This window comes from Gramella sp. Hel_I_59, assembly GCF_006714895.1.
Classification (GTDB): Bacteria; Bacteroidota; Bacteroidia; order Flavobacteriales; family Flavobacteriaceae; genus Christiangramia.
This window is the reverse complement of sequence record NZ_VFME01000001.1, coordinates 562,724-583,081: the sequence shown is the minus strand read 5'-3', so window position 1 is coordinate 583,081 and position 20,358 is coordinate 562,724. Positions and strand designations below refer to the sequence as shown.

Here is a 20,358-nt window from a genome sequence, read left to right as displayed (position 1 = left end):
ACTGATATGAAAAAATTTGTTGTTTTCTCGCTCATAGCGCTGTTACTTTCTTGTGCTGATTCTGAAACCAAAATCTCGGGGCCAAGTGCCACAGCCCAAATTGTTATTGAAAGCTTTTATGAAAAAGATGAAGAGACTTTAAAAGCAAATTCCACACCTGAAGGCTATGCAAATTATATGAACATCATAAATATGTTTAATGCTACGGTAAAGGATGATTCCAACTTTACTGTTTTGCAGGATACGATTATGGGTGACGTGGCTTGGGTAAAATATACCACAGCTTATGATAAAACGCCTGGTGTTTTTAAACTAGTTAAACAGGACGGCAAATGGCTGGCTACTGCAAGAGGCTCAAAGGACAAAGCGCCGTTTTAAAAAAAATTCATTTTAAGCTTTATCAGTTCTTATCGAGATTTATTTCCCAATAACCTCTTGTATCTCCCTGACGTATTAAAAAACCTTTATTTTATAGCTGAAATGTGCTTACCAACGGCAAATTCATAAATAGCCAAAGCTGAAAGACAAATATTGTTCTTCAACCTGTCTTTAATTTTTAATTGGTCACCGTCGCATCAGCCAAACCGTAAGTGTTATCTTCCTTATCAATACCGATATAGATAATGCCACCTTCAAGATAGTTCAGAAATGCAATAAAATCTTTTTCAAGTCCATCGGACAATTCTCTTTTATACTCTATGCGGTTTGTTTCTGTCATTGTTTTAATAAAATCGGACAGTAAAGATAATGATATTAAATTGTGAGGATAGATGCATACGGTTGCAAAAAGACTACAGTTATTCCGAATATAAGAACATGATTGTAAAAACTAAACTGGATTGAAATGTTAAAATACTCAAAATGTTAATTAACTTTGGCGGTTGTAAAAATCAAACACTTTATGGACAAAGGCGCAAAATTTTATAGATGTGATTTTCAAGTACAGAGCCCAAGAGACATTAATTGGACAGGTGCTCGTTTTGGTGTAAACGCTGAGCAAATAGCAAATTTATCACAAATCGAAAAACAGGAAATCGAAGACAATCGAGAACAATTTTGTAAAGAATACTTGGATAAAATAAGTAACTCTGGAATCAATGCCATCGCAATGACTGACCATCACGACGTGGTCTTTGTCCAGCATTTAAGAAAAGTTGCCAAAGAGCAGAACGAAATACACGAATTGATGGGCGAACCAGAAAAAATGGTTACAGTCTTTCCAGGTATTGAACTCAGCCTTTCCAATCCAGCAAGTCAAGTTATAATTATTTTTGACGCTGATTTCGAAGATACACATCTTAATTCTGTTCTTAATTTTATCGGTATACAACCTACAGATAAATTCGATAGGCAGACAGTTCAAACCCAAAGAATTTCCCAAGAGGTAATCAATAACCTATCTCAGCTTCACAAAGTTTTAGATGAAGTAAACTATTGCAAGGGTAGATATATTGTTCTACCTAATGTTGGTAAAGGTGATCAACATTCAATAATACGCCAAGGCTTCCAAGAGCATTACATTAAAATGCCCTGTGTTGGTGGTTATGTTGATAAAGAAATTTCGCAAGAATCGGGATATCAGAATAAAATTAATGGTGGCGATGTTAATTACGGTAATAAAAGTATAGGCCTTGTCTCTACATCTGATAATAGGTATGAAGACGGACGTGAATTTGGAAAATATTCTACTTGGGTAAAATGGGCTGAACCTACCGCAGAGGCGATTAGGCAAGCGTGTTTGGCCAAAGAATCCAGAATATCCCAGGCCGAACCAGAAATGCCACAAATATTTATTGAAGCAATCGATGTTACAAACTCAAAATTTTTAGGAAGTTTTAATATCAAATTTAACCAGCAGTATAACGCATTAATTGGTGGAAGAGGAACGGGTAAATCAACCATATTAGAATACATCAGATGGGGACTGTGCGACCAAACAGTAAAAATTGGTAATTACGAAGAGCTGGATATTATTCAGAATCGAAGAGACACCCTGATCAGGAAAACATTGACCGCTGTTAGTGGTGAGGTGCGAATAACGATGGTCAAAAACGATGTACGCCATATCGTTAAAAGAAATTCTGCAAGCAGAGAAATACTTTTAAAAATCGGGGATAATGAATTTCAAAAAGTTAGTGAAGAGGATATCCGTAAGGTGCTGCCTATCCAATCATACAGTCAGAAACAGCTAAGCGATGTAGGTGTAAAAACAGAAGAGCTTAAGCGATTCATTGAGCAACCTATAAAAAGTAGCTTAGAGCGGATCTCATACAATTTAGATGAAACGAATCTAAAACTAAAAAATTCCTATAACCAATTGGTTCGCAAGAAAAAAGTACAGAACGAGATAGCCAATTTTAATATTGAAGGAAGTTCTATAGAAGGACAGGTAAAGGGTATTCGGGAATCGTTGAAAGGTATTTCAGAAGTTGATCAAAAAACGATTGATAAGAAATCTAGATTTGAGTTAGAAAAGCAATAATAGAGAATACTGAATCTGAACTGACTCTTTTTGATTCCAAAACAGACGAACTTATTAAACTTTTGAAGTTGTACCCAGAGCCTATAGAACCTTTCCTTGATGATGTTGAAAATAAGGATTTAATAAGTAAGCTCGATACCGAAATCAAAACAAAATTTAAGAACATCAACGATGCTGTTCAAATATTGAAGGATGTTTTTAGCGAAAGTGGACTGAAGGCTTACAATGAAATTGTAGAAGAATGGGAAAATAAGGAAACCTTGTTTAATTCTGAATATGAAACAGCCAAGGGTAAGTCCCAATCAAGTCAAGAGCAATTATCGAACATAAAAAAACTTGAAAACCGTCTGGCCGAGATAAATAGTTTAGTTGCTGAAAGAAAATCTGTGATTAAAGAGCTTGGAAATCCTGAGAATGATTATAACACCTATAAGGAAGAATGGAAAAACCTGCATATAGAAAAAGTTGGTGTCTTGAATGATCAAGCAACAAATTTTACGGATTTGTCAAACAACCTTATAAAAGCAGTAGTTACTAAGAACATTAATCTTGCGAATTTCAAGGAAAAATTGCGTTCAATACTTGAAGGGACTAGGATTAGAGAAGAACGAATAGATGCACTATTGGAAAATGTTCGCAGTAAAGCAGACCCCATTTCTGAATTCATATCCGTTTCCGAAGAACTAAGACTATTAGCTGAATTTAAGCTGGACGAAGATAATCCAGAAGATTTACCTTTAACGCCAATTTTAGATTCAACAGGTTTTACCGAAGACCATAAACTAAAAATTCAGTCTAAAATTTCAACCGATGATTGGTTGCAATTAACAGCAACCGAATTGGAATTCAATCCGGAATTTTTTTATACAACCAATAATGAGCTCGGCGATGAAATTCCTTTTCGAGATGCTTCTGCTGGACAACAAGCTACTGCACTTCTTACAGTTCTACTTAATCAACCAGGAATGCCCTTGTTACTTGACCAGCCAGAAGACGACATTGATAATCGAGCTATTGATTCGATAATCCGAAATATTTGGAACGCAAAAAAGAAAAGACAATTAGTCTTCACAAGCCATAATGCCAATTTAGTAGTTAATGGCGATGCTGAATTAGTTATCTGCTGTGATTATAAGGATGCCAGCTCACAAACAAGGGGTGTTATTAAAGCAGAAGGTGCTATTGATGCGAAAGAAATAAAGAACGAAATTACGTCAGTTATGGAAGGTGGTGAAAAGGCATTTAGGCTAAGAAAGGATAAGTATGGCTTTTGATTTATCCAAATATCGACCTCGCCTCATTATAAACCTTTTCAAAATTAGCCGCTAAATCCGCTTGAGAAAATTGCTTGGATTCTTTAGGAAGCTGCCGTTGAATTCGGGCTAATTTAAATTGAACTTTCTTATCCTTACCATCAGCATAGGTAATAAACTCGCCTTGTTTCAATCTAAAAAAAACGTTCGCTCTAATCTTTGGGATTTCTTTTTCGCCAGTCGTAATACGAGTATCAAAATCGAGATTATGGCCACGACTGATACTTTTCGTCGGGTCTTTAATGATTTCAAAAAAACGCTCGTAATATTTAGCCGTATCTGGGTCATTGACCTTTCCGAAGAACTGGTAGGATAGGTTGCTCAAAATCGCTTTGCTTGCCTTATCGCCATACATAATATCATTCTGAACTTTGTCCTGCATTACATAAACAGTAGCAATATCATAACTTCTGAGCGTTGCCGGAATGCGGTGCATATTCAGTAATCGGATGGTAGGTGCTTCTTCCATCAACAAAAAAGACGGTCTCTGACCGCGTACGCTCATTTGCTTGGTAATAGTGTGAATAATGGTTGCAACAACAGGCGAATAGGATGTTTCATATTTTGGATTGTTTACTACTGAAATGATTGCTGGATTATCCTCGCTATTAATATTTAGTGGCACTTCATCTGCGGATAATGCCATAAATATGCGCTGTGTACTAATTCGTTTCAGCGCATTGGCCAAGGTGCTTTTTACACCAGCGGTCTGCCTATCAGAATCCTTACCACTAATAAATGCATCTGCCATTGCCCTCGATGTGGTGTTGGTCTCCAAAAACTGAATAAGGCTATCCGTGTCCAATATTTGATAAATCGCTATCAAATGTGGTAACGTACAGTATTTGGAATAGTCGGTTTTCAGCTTCCAAATCAAACCACCAATCAAACCTTCAGCTGCATCATTAAAATATTTGGTTGTTCCAGTTGTTCCACTTTCTCTTTGTTCCAGAAGATTTTCAATTAATACCCTTGACACCTCATTTACGCTTTCCTCGTTCTCTAAATAACGTGGTGCGATAGGATTTACCCTGTGGATGATTTTATCGAAGGAAATGACCTTATACGGGATATCGCTATCCCTAAAAAGTGGAAATGCCATTTCCGTCAGTTCAAAATCCTTGTAGTCGTGAATAATTCCACAAAAGTGTTCTTTCTGGAAATGTTTTAAAAAGCCATACACCACGCTTTCGGTCTTTCCACTTCCGGCAGAACCTATTATGGATGCGCCCCTTTTGATATTATCCAATTTGAAATTTCCTTTGGTCGTAGCAAAATTGACTTGATATTTTCTATCGCCATTCTGTACGTTTTCAGTTTTATGAAGAAAGACATAAAACCCTATATTAATTAGCATTAGCGGGCATACCAGATACAGCAATATTGATACTAATTCGTTCAATTCAGAAATAGAGAAAATGAGAAATGAAAGTATTGCGATATTCAGAAGAAACGCATACTTGCTTAACCGAAACATCGCATAGAAAACCATACTGGATAAACCAAGAATTGAAAGTACCGATATAAGATTATCTATCTCCATATCAATTAGATTCCGATGGAACTTGATTTAATGGCCACTTCTACCCCACGTCTTAAATGCTTGAAAACCCGAAGTGCAATTTGTGCTTGACTAATTGGAATACTTGGCAATATGGGCAATCCCGTTTTTGTGATCATTTTGAAAGCCAATGCTTTTTCATTGGCTGGCAACTTCATCAAGGCGGCGAAGTATAGATTAGGATTCTTTACAAAATCCTTTCGGGCTTTATAGGATTCTGCAAAATTGCGTTTATAGTCAAAAGTCTTGTCAAACGTTTTTTCCGCTTTCGCGAAAAAGGTATCTCTATCAAAACCGCGCTTTACCTTTTTACCATGAATTTCAACTTCCGAAGCTTTGTGTTTGCTTCCTGGAGAAAGACTAACCGAATTTGAAGCATCCTTTCTGCTCACGATGATATGGATATGACTTTGGTTACCATCTTTTCGCATTCCCTGGACAATCCGTTTTCCGTTTTGTTGATGCGGTGCTTGGCGTTCCAATTTTGCTACTTCCCTTTTCAAACTTTTAATATTCCCTTCAGCTCTTCCTTCTTGAACATTTCGGATTTCAGTTTTTAGCTGAAGAATTTTTGAAGCGTAAGGTTGATTCTCTTTAATCTGAAAATCTGTTCCTTTAAAGGTTCGTTGATGTTCAATTTTAGCGAAGTATTTTATATCATCTATGGTTATGGGTCTTCCGTGAATTTCTCGATTGAAACTGGCAACATAATCCTTCATCAACTCACGAGTGTAGGTTTTTAAATCTTGCTTATTGTTCTGAAGTTTTCGTAATTCGTACTTTGACGGACTGACCGTAATCGAATAAAACTTGGGTTCTTTCTTTTTCAATTTAGCGGTGTTTCCATCGATTTCTTTTACCACTTCTTCAGCGGAAATTTCATCGCCATATTGATTGAAAAAGTGTTCCATATCTTGCTGTTCTAGACCCTCGTTTTCTTTCTCTAAATAGCCCACAAAATCAGCTGAACTTTGTGAATAATTAGTACCCAACTTTTGAGGTGTTATTGTGATGTACATAGTTCAAAAAATTAAAGTTGGTTACTTGGGTTTTGCTTTTCGCGAAAGCGTACTTCCTTTTTTTCTTCGGCATATTTCTTCTCTACAATCAGCGGTTTTTTTGTAGGTTCTTCTGTTTCAAAAAGGGATTGAATCATCGCTACCGTCGGTTTCGTTTGTGTCTTTTCCACGTCTCGCATTATGGCGATAACTGCGTTAATTCTTTTTAAAAGTTTTGCTTCAATTGTTCGTCCCGTTGGACCTAATTTTTCCTTTGGCGAAATTTCGTTATAGAAGAAAAAATCGAGAATAGTTGACATTGCTTCAGTATGTGACTTGAAGTGTATTTTCGAAAATTCTTGAAAACGTTTGGCAGTTTTCCGTTTAAACCTAATTGTAATGAATGAATCCATTTTCTTTCGCTTTTTTAAAGATTTGACGTAAATCCATCCCTGTTTACTGGCTATTTCAAGCTGTTTGACGCAAATTGTAGAAACTTTGAAATATCGACTGATTATAAACGACTAATAATCAGTTGATTAAAGCGTAAATGGAATCCGTAACATCGCGCAGCGTGTTACCCTCTTGCTATTCCATTTTCGTCCGCACAGCGGACAAAATTAGATACAATTTGCTTATACACAAATTGCTTTTTTAGGAATTCGAATAATTCCAAATTGTAAATTATAGATGGATACAGCTATCAGCGAAAGTCCAAATTAGGATAGCTATAAAAATTATATCTGCTGAATTTCAGCTTTTTAAAGATACAATTTTTTACAATTTCAGTGAAAAATAGATTCCATAAAAAAGACCTGAAAAATCAGATCTTTTTAGAATTTATAAGGAAGTTCTATTATAACAGTCCCTCATCTGCAAAAGAGAAGTAATTGCCGTCTGGAGTAATAATTAAATGATCAAGGACTTTGATATCAAATAACACAGCAGCATTTTTTATTTTTTCTGTAAGCCTTTTATCTGCTTCACTCGGTCTTAAAGTTCCGCTGGGATGATTATGTGCTAAAATAAAAGAGGTAGTCAAACTCTTTAGAACTACCGCAAAAAGAATTCTCAAATCTACTAATGTGCCGGTAATTCCACCCGTAGAAACTTCATAGATTCCTTTAACCTTATTGGCATTATTAAGAAGCATAACTTTAAAGCATTCTTGCAGTCCTATCTGGTCTTTATTCCACTCACTAAATAATAGTTCGGATGCACTCAACGAAGAAGTAATTTTAGGAGCCTGAGAGATTTTAAAATTTCCCTGATATTTTATTGAGATTTCATTAACTTTAGTTTTCATTATTGACTTTTTAAAGGGTTGATAATTAAAAGAGGGCGTTACCGTGAACAAGTACCCGCCCTCTTATTTTATTATTACTGGCTATCGCCATTTTTTACACCTAGTAAAAGAATTTCGTTGGCTTCTACTTCGGTTACATACAGTTTTACTCCATCTTTATCCTCATAGTTACGGGATTTAAGTTTTCCAGCTACTCCAATCTCTTTACCCTTTCCGGCATATTTTTCAATAATTTCTGCAGTTTTTCCCCAGGCCACGATAGTGTGCCATTCGGTATTCTGTATTTTTTCGCCTTTTTCATTTTTATAAAACTCATTAGTGGCGAGTGAAAAACGGGCAACTTTTTTACCGCTTTCGAGGTTCGTGATTTGTGGATCCTGTCCGACATTTCCAATTAACTGTACGTGATTTTTTAAAGTACTCATGATTAAAAGATTTAAAGATTACTAATTATGCCACCTGAACCTTTCAGATAGTTTGCTTTATTATTTTTCTTAAATGATTTACTTATTATATCTGGAGCGTTTTCCTTTTTTGTTTTTTTTGGTGCGACTTCCTTTTGAATGTTTTTATAAGATTCATTTTAGATTTACTTCCTATAGCGCCCTCGCTGTTACCTTTTTTTGTTGCTGATACATTTTCAATATTTGGAATTGATAAGGACTTATAAAAAGGAGGTACGACTGGCTTATGCAGTGCGTTCAACTTCCGAATGTTGGTATTTTGCTATTAAAAAAAGGGAATGACAGTGAGGGTGCGGGAGTAATTCTAAAGGCGTTTGTGAAATATTAAAACATAGGAAATAGCATCAAATGAATAAATGGAATTCCTATTTAGCGGACTTAATTCACGATTTAGGCTCGGGAATGTAGTGTTCCTTCCCAGCATGGCGGGATGGGTTAACGGAATGGAAAGCTGAAATTGGGGATTGTGTCCAAGACCTTTCTAGTGAAGCTCTTTGCCCGTAATGAAGCTTTTCGCGAATTGCAGGGGAATGTGCTGAGTGAATTTGGGTGTAACCGTCTGTTATATACTTAGCCATCCAGTTTGAGGTACTGGATAAACCTTTATTTATTTTATGCCATAGCATAGACTTCATCAAACAGCTTTTTATCCAACCGTTCTTGTTGGCCAAAGCTTTTCTTTAGGACGTTGTGTAGTACTGAATTGAATGCATTGTAGCCCAACCAAAGATTTGGTTCTTCATTGAGCAACAATGCTTCGTAGTTTAAGATTTCGATGACTTCACGAGACTTTTTTGATGGGTCGCTATTCTTGTCGCTACATTCGTATCTAAACAATTTTGTTCTGTGGAGAATCGCCTTCACAAATTCCTGTATATCGATGATTTTAAATTCCTTCATCTTGTCAAAATTCTTGGTAATGGTATAGAATTCATTAGTCAGAAATTTATCGAATAGATTGTTTAGCCTCGGCATAATTAGGTGAGTATTGTTCTTACTGTGCTTGATGGAAAACTCAATTTCCACTTGTGAAACGTGCAGACCATTTGAACACACCTCTCTATAAAACCCGAAGTGGCCAGAGGTCTTCTCACTTCCATCATAAGAGTTTTTAAACCGAAGCATCGGTAGTATCAAGTCCTCATCATTCTTGACTGTAAACTGGCTTTTATCATCGATAATAAAGTCAGTAATAAATGACCTGTCGTTTTTATTGATAGTGCGTTTGTGGAAATTCAGTTGTGCATCGGTCAGCATTTCTTCAGCTTTCTTGAAGAATAGTTGATTAGGGATGTGTCCGTAGCTATTTGATACCACATTGACGATTTTGCCGTTTGATATAATGGCATTTTCAAGCCCTTGTCGGGATTCCATCTGGGTCAGACTTTTTAAGGATTTCATTCCTGATGGAACAAAGATTTCATCCTGTTGCAAATTTTGTAAATACATAGCTTTTGAATTTAGATTAAACAATATTTGAGCATAACCCAAACGGAAGCTAAAATCTCAGCTCAAAAGGAAACGGAATAAATAAGCGTAGGATGGCGCGATGGCTTTATGCCGTAGTCTTTTGATGGAAGTATTTTACGAGTTTATCTTTGCCCAACTATTGATTGATAACCCAAAAAAGAAGATACTATCAATAAATACCTATATGGTATCATATTGATGTTTGACTAGAGAAAGTACAGTAGTAGGTACATAAGTTTCGCCTTTCCAGTTTTTTCTGCCAGTTTCTGAAATCAAATGAAGGTTCTTCCGTGCTCTAGACCCAACCACATATAACATTCTATTGGCAGTTTCAGTTCCATTTTCATCTTTGGAATGTGGAACGTAGCCTTCAAGTAAACCAAAAGCTATTACCGTATCGAATTCTGCACCTTTTACACCGTGGATTGTGGAAATAGTAGTGCCATCCTTTTGTTGAAATACCTTTTTAAAACTATCTATATGCTCAATGAAGTCATTGCCCTCTTTTTTAATTTTTTCAATGCGTTTTCTGGCACTATCAAAAAATGAAGCGAAACTTTCGGTTAAAGAAATATTTGTAGATAGGTCAATGCCAAGTTCCTCAAGAAACGTTTCAAAAAATAATTGTAGATATAACAAACCTTCTGTTTCTTCAATTTGTATACTATTACAAACCCTTAAAATGGATTTGTGATTGATATCATCAACATTAAAGCCTGAATCTTCCAACTCATTTAAAATTTCATTTGCCCATCGCAAGCGCCTAAGATACATTCGCGGTGAAGCTTCAGTAAGAACGATACGGGAAAGTTTATACCAAAAATTTTCTAAATCTCTTGAGAAAGGTGCCATACCTGGCCCATTAAAACTGTACTCTGGCATTTCAATCATTAAGCTTCTTGATAAAGGGGCTAAATGTATCCATTGTGGTCCAAGAATGCATATTTCATTGGTGTCAATACCTAAAACTTCTACATTGTGCTTGAGTAATCTGCTTATTTCTTTTACCAAATTTTCTACGTGAACTTGATTGTTAAATGAAATGATGCTGTCGAAATCTTTTTCCTTTCCAGATGCGACAACTATATTTTCTATAGTTTTATACTTATCAAAATAATTGACAATCGATGTGGAACTGCGGTAATTTTGTTCTAGTTCCAACCTTTTAAATTCTAAACCCGAAAGTTTTTCCAGTTCTAATTTTTTGATTGGATAACCACCTAGACCACCATAGATAGTTTGATTAGGGTCACCTACAATTAGTGCCCTTGTTTTATTCTGAGCTGAATTCCATATCTTGGAAATAATGTGGTATTGAATTTCTTTGGTGTCTTGGTATTCATCAACAAGTATGATTTCAAACAGTTTGGAAAGAGTGTTCCCAATAATAGGGTTTTCCTCAAGCAGCTGATGGGCATATAATAGCATAAGCTCATAGCTTATGAAATTGTGCTCGTCCAAATAAGTGAAGTATTCCTGTAAAACCGAACTGACACACTCATATTTATATCCCGAGCTTATAACTTGAACAATACCATTTACAGTTGCGTAGTGGCCACAATCCCAAAGTGTGATTTTGGGTTTGTCGTAGCCTTTGCACATTTCATTTATTAGATTATCTGACTCATTGGCATCCATAATCCGGTATCCAAATTTGAGCTTTTCCAAAAGAGATGAATAAGGTTTAAGAATCCATTCATTACAAAAGGCATGAATGGTTCCTATCCATAATTGGTCAGTTGGGACACCTAATAGCTCAATACGTTCCTTTATTTCGTTTGCAGCACGGTTGGTGTAGGTTATGGCAATTACAAATTTTTTGTGAGAATTTAGGTTTGACAGTTCATTGGCAACTTTATAGGTAAGCGTTCTTGTTTTTCCACTTCCAGGGCAAGCAACCAGTAAAATGTTGTCATTGTCTTTTACGACAGCACTTTGCTCGTCATTTAGTTCTTTATCGGTCCAGACAAACATATCAAAGCAATTTTAAAAATGTTAAAGCTGCGTCATCAAGAAGTAAGGTTTCAAATTCATCAATTAACTCAGGTAGTTCTATTTCACTTTTGCGATATCTATTAACTTGTTTTGTAAAAGCCCTAAAATCGAGGCTATCATCAGCTTTATAATTTTCTTTAATTCTGTAATTAAAAATTTCCGAAATGATTTCACGATTCATTTTTGGTGTAGCAAAAGAAACTGCCTCTAAAATATACCTTGGTACATAGGTGTCATAGGCGATTCCTTTCCCCAAAAGAATTGCAAACCAACCTTTACCTTCTTGTTTGGCCATTTTTAAGATCCTTCTGCCTGAAATAGAAACATCCTTGGATTTTAATTCTTTCTTTGCCTTTTTAATGGTTGTTGGGTCAGAGTAAACTTGGTCAATTATCTCGATTACTTCACTTGAGTTATTAGATAAAAGAAAGTCTACTTCAAAGGTGTAGTCTGCATAAAAAGCTTCTATCCAAGGGTTACCATTAGTATAAGCCGTAAGATTATCTCGTCTTTCTTGACCTTTTATTTCGGAATTAGAACATTTTTTCTTGAACTTCTTGATAGCCTTAGAGTCATCTTCTTTTATGGCCGTATCAACAATTGAAAAGTCCAAATCTGTAAGAATAGCACACTTGCGTTGAATTCTGTTATCGTGGAAAATATCGGCAATGTTCTCGAAACCTGTGCTTCTTATATTTATGACGCTTACACCTATTTCATCAAGACTGAACCCAAGCACCTTCTTTATAAGTAATGGTATCAATATTTCTTCAGCATCGCCTTCAACCAAAACCACACCCTTTGCAAAAAGCAAGTTCGTTCTGATGGCATCCAAATAGCGTTCAAGTTTTACAATTCTAGGTTCATCCAAACCATTTGCTGGTTGATAGGCTACGGCAAAGTTTCTTTTTTTACTAAGTACATTGATATTAGAAAGATTACTCACTTCTGAAATCTGGGTGGAATGTGTTGAGTAAATTATTTGTGTATCACCATAGTCGAGCTTGTCAAAAAGGGATTTTTGGATGTGCGTATGAATGTGCGCTTCTGGTTCTTCAATAAGAAGAAAATTTGCGAAGGTTTCATCTGCTTTTTGATATTTGAATTCTAATAATTTAAGGGTCAGGTAAATGAGGTTGGCACCACCAAGGCTCAATTCGTGGATACTGCCCTCATAATCTTCGCCAGGTTCCCCTATAAACAATTTTAAGGATTGTAGTAGTTTGTTGGCTTCGTCTGAAAGGCTTGATTTGATACTTAGGGATGAAGGCGAATAGGTCTCACCTACTGTTTCTTTTATGGTCTGAGAGATATTATCGGTAATATCCAATACATCCTGAAGTTGTTCAATTGATTCATTTAGGTCGGATACTTGGTTTGAAATATTCGCATATTCATCCTCATCAATATCTTCACTTTTGGCTTTCAACAATGTCAAAAGTGGGTTTGTTCTATTGTTGTGAAAATCTGAAACTACATCCCTTAAAGCTATAATGAACGTAAACGATATTTCTCTTAAAATTGATAATTGATGCGGAATCAAGATACCTATTTTGGATGCATCATCGGGAAAACGAAACTTTACATTTTCAAAATCACCGACAATGTCCTTATAAACTTCCTCGTCATTAAAGTCTACTGTACTCTTACCTGTGAACTTCGTTTCATAGTCGTCTATGGATAGCTCGTCAAGTATAGCATTCAAGCCGTCCGTATCGCCCTCTGCCAATTCTGAAAGCCGTAACCGAATATCTGGTTTTGGTCTAAAGAGAAGGGTATATGTTGACTTGGTCAAGGTTTCTTCTGACGCATCCCCTGTTCCGTGCACAAACAACGCCTGAATTTCTTCTTCAGATGAAAGGTCGCTAAATTCAATACTTATGATTATCCAATGCCCTTGCCAGGGTCCTAAATGCCTATTGAAATCATCCTTGTTCAACTTATACGCCATTCTCAACAAATTATCATCCAATAGCAAACGGATGGCGCGAAATAAATTGGTCTTTCCAGATCCATTTTCACCTATGATGGTATTGATGCCTTCTTTGAACGAAAATTTGGCATTTCTAAAACTTTTGTAATTGACTATGGAAACATTGGATATGTACATTGGTTTTTATGGTTCTTCGGTTAGTGTTTTAAGTTGCAAAAGGGTATAGTCCATCGGGATTTTCTCTTGTTCCAAGCGCCATTTGTTTTTGAAGAGCAATTGATGCATATGTTTCTCGGCTTCTGTGAGATTTGGCAGCGAGAAAATCTTTGATTTTGTTTCTAAATCATCTTCGTAGAATTGGTCAAATGTAGCTTTGTCCATCATTAGACTTTTGGTTTGTTGGTAATGACTTCTAAAGCCAGAAAGAATTTCAAATCCTTGGGCATCTAAATCGCCCCAATACCATATTTCGCAATCTTTTAGCCATTCAATATTCTTTAGCGATAGTGCTTTAAAGCCCTCACCGAAAATGGATAGGATGCCTTGCATCTTGGGAAGGGTGAGTAAATTCATTAAATTTTCTACGATAAGAATCTGTTTTATAGGTAAGCTAATCTTTGAAAAATCACTTATCCTTATCGAAATATCTTCTAGTCCTAAAAAATATTGCTGCGCTATCTGACTATCGAGCAGACGAAACCGTACTAAAGTTTCGCTGTATTTTAGATGGAATCTTTTCTCAAAATGTTTGAGTTCATCAACATTCATTGAATCTATAATAACTATATCCATCAATTCCCGAAGTATGGATTTGTTCCGCTCTATGAATTTGGTGTGCACCCTGATTGGAAGTTCCCTAATATAAAAGTTAGGTTTGGGATTGGACTTAAAATAGCTGACTACTTTAAGAATATCTTGCCAATGTACAATATTGGCAACCAATTTCATAGGATGGTTGCCAAGCCAATTTCTGAGCTCTGGAAAAAGACTTAAAGTTTCATCTTTTAATTGTTTGAAGGTTTTGACTTCATTAATTTTATTCAGGTAGCCAACATAATCGGGTTCATTTTCAAAGTAAATTCGCTTAGGCAGGCTTTGTGTTCCTAAAAAACGGGTTTTGGTTTTCGCACAATCAATAGTGAAACCATATTTGTTGTTGCTTTTTGAAGCGGTCAATAAATCATCCATTTCTTTTCTGTAAACCTCAATTGATTTTCCTGGTGATTTATTTCCCCTGATTTCCATAGGAAAAAGGGGTTCCTCATTGACCAGAGAGGACAAAAATGAAGCATAAGTTCGAATAGCTTTTTTCTTTATTTCAATGGATGATATCAATCGGTTACCAAAAATTTTTCATTTTCCTTTTGAAACTGCTCGATTGGCATATCGTACAACGAACTCTTTTTACCGTTCTCGATTTCAGTAAAGTGCACAAAGGAAATATAGGGTTCAACAATTTCGATGTTATCACTAGGCGTCACCACCAATACCTGCAAGTGAAGCTGTTCGCAAAGCTTTAAAAGGTATTCTGATTTGTCTTGGTCTTGAGCCTTAAACGCCTCATCAATGGCCACAAATCTGAACGAATTGGCCTCCAATCCCTGTGAAGTCAGATTGAATTGATATGCAATGGCCGCACCCAATATAGTATAGGTAAGCTGTGCTTTTTGACCACCAGACCTATGGCTCATACTCTCAAACGTGGCTATTTTATGGTCATCTTCCCTTACATATTCTTCAGCGCGATATTGAAACCAATACCTAACATCAAGGGCTTGTTTACGCCACTTTTCATCATCAAGTTGTTCGATTAATGGTGCTATATAATTCTCAAAATGAATTCTTTTTGACTCGGTACTCGTTATTTGTGTGACGTCAGGCAAAGCCTCGTGAAGTAGTTTTCTGAAATCATCAGCTTGCTCGGATAGCGCCATTCGTTCAGACAGTTGAATGTATGTACTTCTTGGGGCGACTTCAAAATCAATGGCCTGTAACGAAGCATTGAGGGTCTTTATGGTTTTCTTGATTTCTTCAATCCATTTTTCAAAAAAGAAATTAAATGCACCTACCTTATCAATGATGGTGTCCTCTAAATACGTGTCAAATTTGTTCTGGAAGCTTGGCAAATCGTCATCTTTGAGTTTTTTGTAAAGGTCCTGGTATTGATAAAGATGGTAAAGATTGCTAGTCAGTTCGCTTACATCTGAACCCCAATCCGGAAATTGTTTAAGAACTTCAGTACCTGGACTTTTAAATGTGGCGATTTTAGGGGTCAACTTTTCCCTAATGTTATAAATTGACTTCTCAATTTCTTCAAGTGCCTTTTTGTTTTCTTCCTGAAATGCTGACCTATCTTGCTTAAAATCCTTAAAGGACAAATTGTTTAATAATGGATTAGCGGTGTCAAAATCTGATATATCTATTTCGCTTTCAGATAATATTTCGAGTTGGGATTCAAAAGTTTTAAGTTCGCCTTGAATTTCGTCCAATATCCTATTGATGTTGAATACCCTTTCAGACTTGGGTTTCTTCGCCGCTTTATTTTTAGCAATCTTATCTTCTAGACTTTTTTTCCGTTTTCTTAAGGTTTTGGCCTTGTCATTACCTTCTTCTAGTTCTTTGATAGTATCGTTTATCTCTTGGATTTCGAGCATACAGCTCTTCCAATCTATCTCGTCATAAGTGTCAAAACTTGCCAAAAACGTATTGTAATTTTTATTTAAATCAGCAAGTGCCTTTACGGATATATCTAGTCGCTTCTTCTCGTCAATAAGTGTATTACTTTTTTGCCGAAGCTCAGTATAGTTGTCCTTTAGCGCATTTATTTTGGTCTTGTTGTCCCATCCCAGCACATAGTTATTTCTAGAATTAATTTTAGCCCTATCATCTTTCTCGTGGTTGCCCTTCCCTCTTTTGATGAGCCCATTGATGGTTATTGCTTTTTCTGCTTTCGCTAAAGCTTTCAAATCATCAACGCACGAGTAATTGTAACGTGATAGTATATTGTCCTCAATAAAATCTGCATAGGGTGAATTCTGCTTAAATTCCAGCTTGCTAATGAGCTTACCATCATCCTGGAACGATGTGTTGAAACTACTCAACAAGGAATCGGTATGGCGCAGATACGTAATTTTACCTCTTAAGTTGGTATCGTTTACATAGGTGTTTACCGTTTTGTAATATTTCTCAGGAACAATTAGCCGAAGGGCGAAAGAATGTAACACCTTTTCAATTGAAGACTGCCATTTTAACTGCTCGTCTTTTACCTTGATGAGTTCACCGACAAAAGGGATTTCTTTTTTTGAAGCACCTGTTACGGCTAAGATGTCCTCTCTTATTGAGGCCACTCGACCAGATATATTGTTATCGTTTTTACGAAGAGTCTCTATTGTTTCGACAATATCATCGATTGCTTTTTTGTTTTCTGTTATTTCAAATTCGAGAGCGGTTCTTTCTTCGATTTTTTGCGTTCGTTCTGCATCTGTTTCAGATGCTCTCTCGTCAGCTTTACTTTTGTTTTCATCAAAAGCAATTTTAGTTGGATTTTCCTCAAGGGTCAGTTTTCGAGCAAAAGCATTGTAAGAATCCAACTTGGTTTGCCGTTGCGACTTTTTTATTTCTATTTCTTTTACATTCTTGGTAAGCTTGTCGATTTGGGCACTTATCTCATCATTCTTTATTTGATTGTTAATTTCGTTCAAATCTTCACGAAGTGTTTCCTCTTTTTCATCAAGTTCTTCTAATTGCATTTCGACCTTATCCTTTTCGGCATCCAATTTTTCCTTCTCTTCCTCAAAAAGTGCTTTTCCCTTTTTAGAAAACCATAGTACAGCGAGGTCTCTGGAATGGATTAATTTGTTCTTTTTGCTAGTCTTATCTTGAAGTTTTTCTGCCAAGTTGTTTATAGGTTCTAGCTGTTTGATTTGTTCTTGGGTCTTGTCGATTTTGTTTTTAGCACTACTTAGCGTTACAAAGCTGTTTCTGAGTTCAATATAAGTAGCTTCGGGCTTTTTATCCTCAAGTATATTTATCCTGATGAAGCCGTCTAAGTCTTCTAAAACCTTTATGCCTACAGTTTGATTAAATAGCTTTAAGGCCTTCAACGATTTCATCCCCAGAACAGCTACCAAACGTTTTGCGTATCGGGTAGGGTAATCGTCAAAAAACTCAACTTTATTTTTCGAGGTATTACTATTGAACTCTTGCTCTAATCGATGTTTCCAAAGGTTCTTGTCATCGAACTGCGGAAAGTGATTTTCGATTTTAAGAGATACGTGGGCTATACCATAACTTCGCCTCATTTCATTGCCCGAGAACCACCTTAGCTGAAAAAGGGTGACATTTTTTTGGTTTTCGTTCCCAAAGGAAGCCAATAGTATGGAATAGGTTTCTTTATTACGAAGCCGTTGGGCTGTTGCGCTACTGGCACCTTCTTTCAATATTGTACCATAAGCACCTAGCACATAACTTTCTTCTGTACGGTCACCTTTTTTCTCTGAGCCTGACGACTGGTTATAAAACCTGTCCTTTTTTTGTGGTACCAATAGGGTCAATAGCGCATCTACGAAAGTTGTCTTTCCCGAACCGTTGGCACCGGTAAGCAATGAGTTGTTCCCTTTGGGTTCTATCCTTATTATTTCATCATCAAATGTTCCCCAGTTATAGACCTCAAGATAGTTGAGCCTAAATCCGGAAGTATCTGACCTAGTACTAAATAGACTCAACATATTCATTCAGTTTGTTTTTAAATTCTTCAAGTGCATCTATGCTCACTTTTTCTTTTATGATTTTATGTATTCGGTATCGGGTGTTTAGGTCGTCAGAATCCAACCTCTTTATGTAACCCAATTTTTCTATTCGCTTGATGTAGTCTTCAAGCTTCTTTAAATAGCCAACTTTATCGTATTTTTCAGGAAGAAAAAGTTCAATTTGATTGATTAGTTCTTCATTATCAATAAACTTTTCTGACCCGCTAAAATCCACAGGATTTGTTTCAAAATCTTCCAAAAACTGTCGCAGTACCACCAAGAGTACCGAAGTCTCAAACCCAACCTGTTTTCTTGAAACCAATCCTATTGTGTTGTCATCATCATCAATGGGGAATTGCTTTAAGAAAGCATAACCATCATTTTCCTTGATAATCAACTCTAGTCCGATAACGTTAACATACTCTTGAATGGATTTTCTATATAACAGAACATCGTCCCAGACTTTGTCATCGCTATTTACCGTACCTTTTAGCAATCGTACTATAGCCAAGGAATATTCTTTTAAATTGGAACTTAAACTGTTCATTTTGTAATAATTATTTCCGGTATTCTTATCATTTTGTTCGCTGTTCCATCAAACAGAATTTGTGCTTCTTTATCACTATTGAAGGTATGTTTGAAGTTTTTTAGAATACTGAAATACCCAAACACTTCATGCAGACCTTGGGATACACCGCCATTGTCATCGATAATCTCTGCTAAAGAAGCCTGTCCTCTTGCTTCAAGGGTTCGCAGAATATTTGCATTCAAAACCTTTTTACTTATTTTTCTCTTTGCGGCTATTTTCTCAAATTGCGATGATTGCTCAAGGTCTTTTGGAACAACTTGTGGTCGTTGGCTATAGGTTCTATCTTTCTTTTTCTCAAGCGTGAGTTTCTTGTCAAAATTTAAGTTGATTTCTGGCTCACTTTCCAGTTCTATGGATATATCGGGCGATTTTGGAACCCTACTTGTTTGAATTAGCAGGTTCTTGATTTCTGCCAAAAGCCTTTTTAGGCTTTCTCTTTGTAAAGAGTCACTTTCCCTAATGATTTGACTGATTTTTTCAGCCATTTTATCGTTTGCCCGATACACGTGCTGACCAGTCTCGAAAAGATTGTTTTTGATACCTGTAAGAAAATCGTCATCGACCTCAATTTTCTTTTCTCTTAATTTGCCCAACAATTCCTCTATGAGTCTATTCCATTCGGTCTTAAGGCCACGGTCTATGAGAAATTGCCAAAATGCATAAAAGCTTTTTCCTTGATGACTTTTTTTGAGCCTATCAATGGCATCGAAAGTAAATGACAACACCTCTTTTTTGGATAAATCAGAATTGGTGTACTTCAAATAAATTTCTTTGGAAATTTCCTTAAAGTTAAGTTCAACCTCTTTGAAATCTGAAAGCAGTTCTTTTGCAGTATCATTAATATTCTGAAACCTTGGAATGATTTCATATTCTTGGTAGGTATCTACCTTGCCGCTAATTTTTAGTTCGTCGATTTCTTTTTCAAGTTCACGCTTTTTACCCTCAAGAATTTCGATGCGTTTCTCAACATCATCATTGGTCCATTCTACAAGTTCTTTTAATTGGTTAAAGACTTCCTTGAATTTTGATTCGGTTCCTACAAACTCTTTTTTCTTAAGACCTTCCAACCAATTAAGGGTTTTGGTGGTGTGATTAGTAAGTTGGTAGTGTGGTGTGCCGATTTCATTTCTAAAGCTCGTCAGAAAACCCAGTTGTGTCCATCTTTTAATCAGCTTTTTGGCCTTTACATCATAAGTATCTGCAAACTGAAGGTCATTTTCCTCATCTTCCTCTAATTGGATACTTTCCAAATGGTCGGCAAGTTTGGTGTGAAGAAAATCGTAGGAATGACTTTTACTGGTATCTGGAAAAGCCGACAAAAGAAATAGCAGAATCAATTCCCGATTACGGGATGTCAAAATCTTGACGCTCGGTGCGTGTTCAAGAATGGACTTTATTTCTTCTAATTCAAAAGTTCTCAAAATACATTAAAGCACTTTCAAATTATCCGAAAAACGAAATTAGGTGTGCCTAATAATTAATTGTTAAAATTGGCTTTA

14 protein-coding genes and 1 pseudogene are annotated in these 20,358 nt (G+C 36.2%); 2 read left to right on the top strand and 13 right to left on the bottom strand.

The genetic code is table 11. The features are described 5' to 3' along the window. The first annotated feature begins 6 nt into the window (after positions 1-6). On the top strand, positions 7-378 hold the full coding sequence (locus JM79_RS02665) for a hypothetical protein (protein WP_141876685.1): 372 nt from the start codon (positions 7-9) through the stop codon (positions 376-378). A 178-nt stretch (positions 379-556) separates the two neighbouring features. Here the strand turns inward: JM79_RS02665 and JM79_RS16195 are convergent, their stop codons facing one another. Further along, a complete protein-coding gene (locus tag JM79_RS16195; RefSeq protein ID WP_260443358.1) occupies positions 557-718 on the bottom strand; it encodes an ATP-binding protein in 162 nt (53 codons plus the stop codon). A 183-nt stretch (positions 719-901) separates the two neighbouring features. Between JM79_RS16195 and JM79_RS16290 the strand changes: the two are divergent. Beyond that, a pseudogene (locus JM79_RS16290) lies at positions 902-3,756 on the top strand (TrlF family AAA-like ATPase). Position 3,757: 1 nt separating this feature from the next. Here the strand turns inward: JM79_RS16290 and JM79_RS02645 are convergent. The 12 genes from JM79_RS02645 to JM79_RS02590 all read right to left on the bottom strand — a co-directional run bounded on the left by JM79_RS02645 (position 3,758) and on the right by JM79_RS02590 (position 20,280). After that, on the bottom strand, positions 3,758-5,338 hold the full coding sequence (locus JM79_RS02645) for a type IV secretion system DNA-binding domain-containing protein (RefSeq protein WP_141876682.1): 1,581 nt from the start codon (positions 5,336-5,338) through the stop codon (positions 3,758-3,760). Between the two features lie 5 nt (positions 5,339-5,343). After that, positions 5,344-6,375 (bottom strand): MobB family relaxase, encoded by a 1,032-nt coding sequence (gene mobB, locus JM79_RS02640; RefSeq protein ID WP_141876681.1) that lies wholly within the window; start codon positions 6,373-6,375, stop codon positions 5,344-5,346. A gap of 11 nt (positions 6,376-6,386) precedes the next feature. Beyond that, positions 6,387-6,767, bottom strand: a complete 381-nt coding sequence (locus JM79_RS02635) for a BfmA/BtgA family mobilization protein (protein WP_185739450.1) — start codon at positions 6,765-6,767, stop codon at positions 6,387-6,389. Positions 6,768-7,210: 443 nt separating this feature from the next. Next, the gene (locus JM79_RS02630; RefSeq protein WP_141876680.1) at positions 7,211-7,660 is read right to left on the bottom strand and encodes a JAB domain-containing protein; all 450 of its coding nucleotides are present in this window, start codon (positions 7,658-7,660) and stop codon (positions 7,211-7,213) included. 74 nt (positions 7,661-7,734) lie between these two features. Then, positions 7,735-8,085, bottom strand: coding sequence for a single-stranded DNA-binding protein (gene ssb, locus JM79_RS02625; RefSeq protein WP_141876679.1), 351 nt, complete (start codon positions 8,083-8,085; stop codon positions 7,735-7,737). Positions 8,086-8,736: 651 nt separating this feature from the next. After that, positions 8,737-9,573: a DUF932 domain-containing protein gene (locus JM79_RS02620; RefSeq protein ID WP_141876678.1), complete on the bottom strand. Its 837-nt coding sequence runs from the start codon at positions 9,571-9,573 to the stop codon at positions 8,737-8,739. A gap of 201 nt (positions 9,574-9,774) precedes the next feature. After that, the gene (locus JM79_RS02615) at positions 9,775-11,568 is read right to left on the bottom strand and encodes an ATP-dependent helicase (protein ID WP_141876677.1); all 1,794 of its coding nucleotides are present in this window, start codon (positions 11,566-11,568) and stop codon (positions 9,775-9,777) included. A gap of 1 nt (position 11,569) precedes the next feature. Then, entirely contained in the window at positions 11,570-13,699 is a 2,130-nt protein-coding gene (locus JM79_RS02610) for an AAA family ATPase (RefSeq protein WP_141876676.1), read from the bottom strand. 6 nt (positions 13,700-13,705) lie between these two features. Further along, positions 13,706-14,857: a Wadjet anti-phage system protein JetD domain-containing protein gene (locus JM79_RS02605; protein WP_141876675.1), complete on the bottom strand. Its 1,152-nt coding sequence runs from the start codon at positions 14,855-14,857 to the stop codon at positions 13,706-13,708. Beyond that, positions 14,854-18,255: an ATP-binding protein gene (locus tag JM79_RS02600; RefSeq protein WP_141876674.1), complete on the bottom strand. Its 3,402-nt coding sequence runs from the start codon at positions 18,253-18,255 to the stop codon at positions 14,854-14,856. Before JM79_RS02600 ends, JM79_RS02605 begins: the two co-directional genes overlap by 4 nt. After that, positions 18,233-18,817 carry a DUF4194 domain-containing protein gene (locus tag JM79_RS02595; RefSeq protein WP_141876673.1) on the bottom strand — a complete coding sequence of 195 codons (585 nt, stop codon included), beginning with the start codon at positions 18,815-18,817 and terminating at the stop codon, positions 18,233-18,235. Before JM79_RS02595 ends, JM79_RS02600 begins: the two co-directional genes overlap by 23 nt. Continuing rightward, positions 18,814-20,280 carry a DUF3375 domain-containing protein gene (locus tag JM79_RS02590; RefSeq protein ID WP_185739449.1) on the bottom strand — a complete coding sequence of 489 codons (1,467 nt, stop codon included), beginning with the start codon at positions 20,278-20,280 and terminating at the stop codon, positions 18,814-18,816. Before JM79_RS02590 ends, JM79_RS02595 begins: the two co-directional genes overlap by 4 nt. Positions 20,281-20,358: the final 78 nt, after the last annotated feature.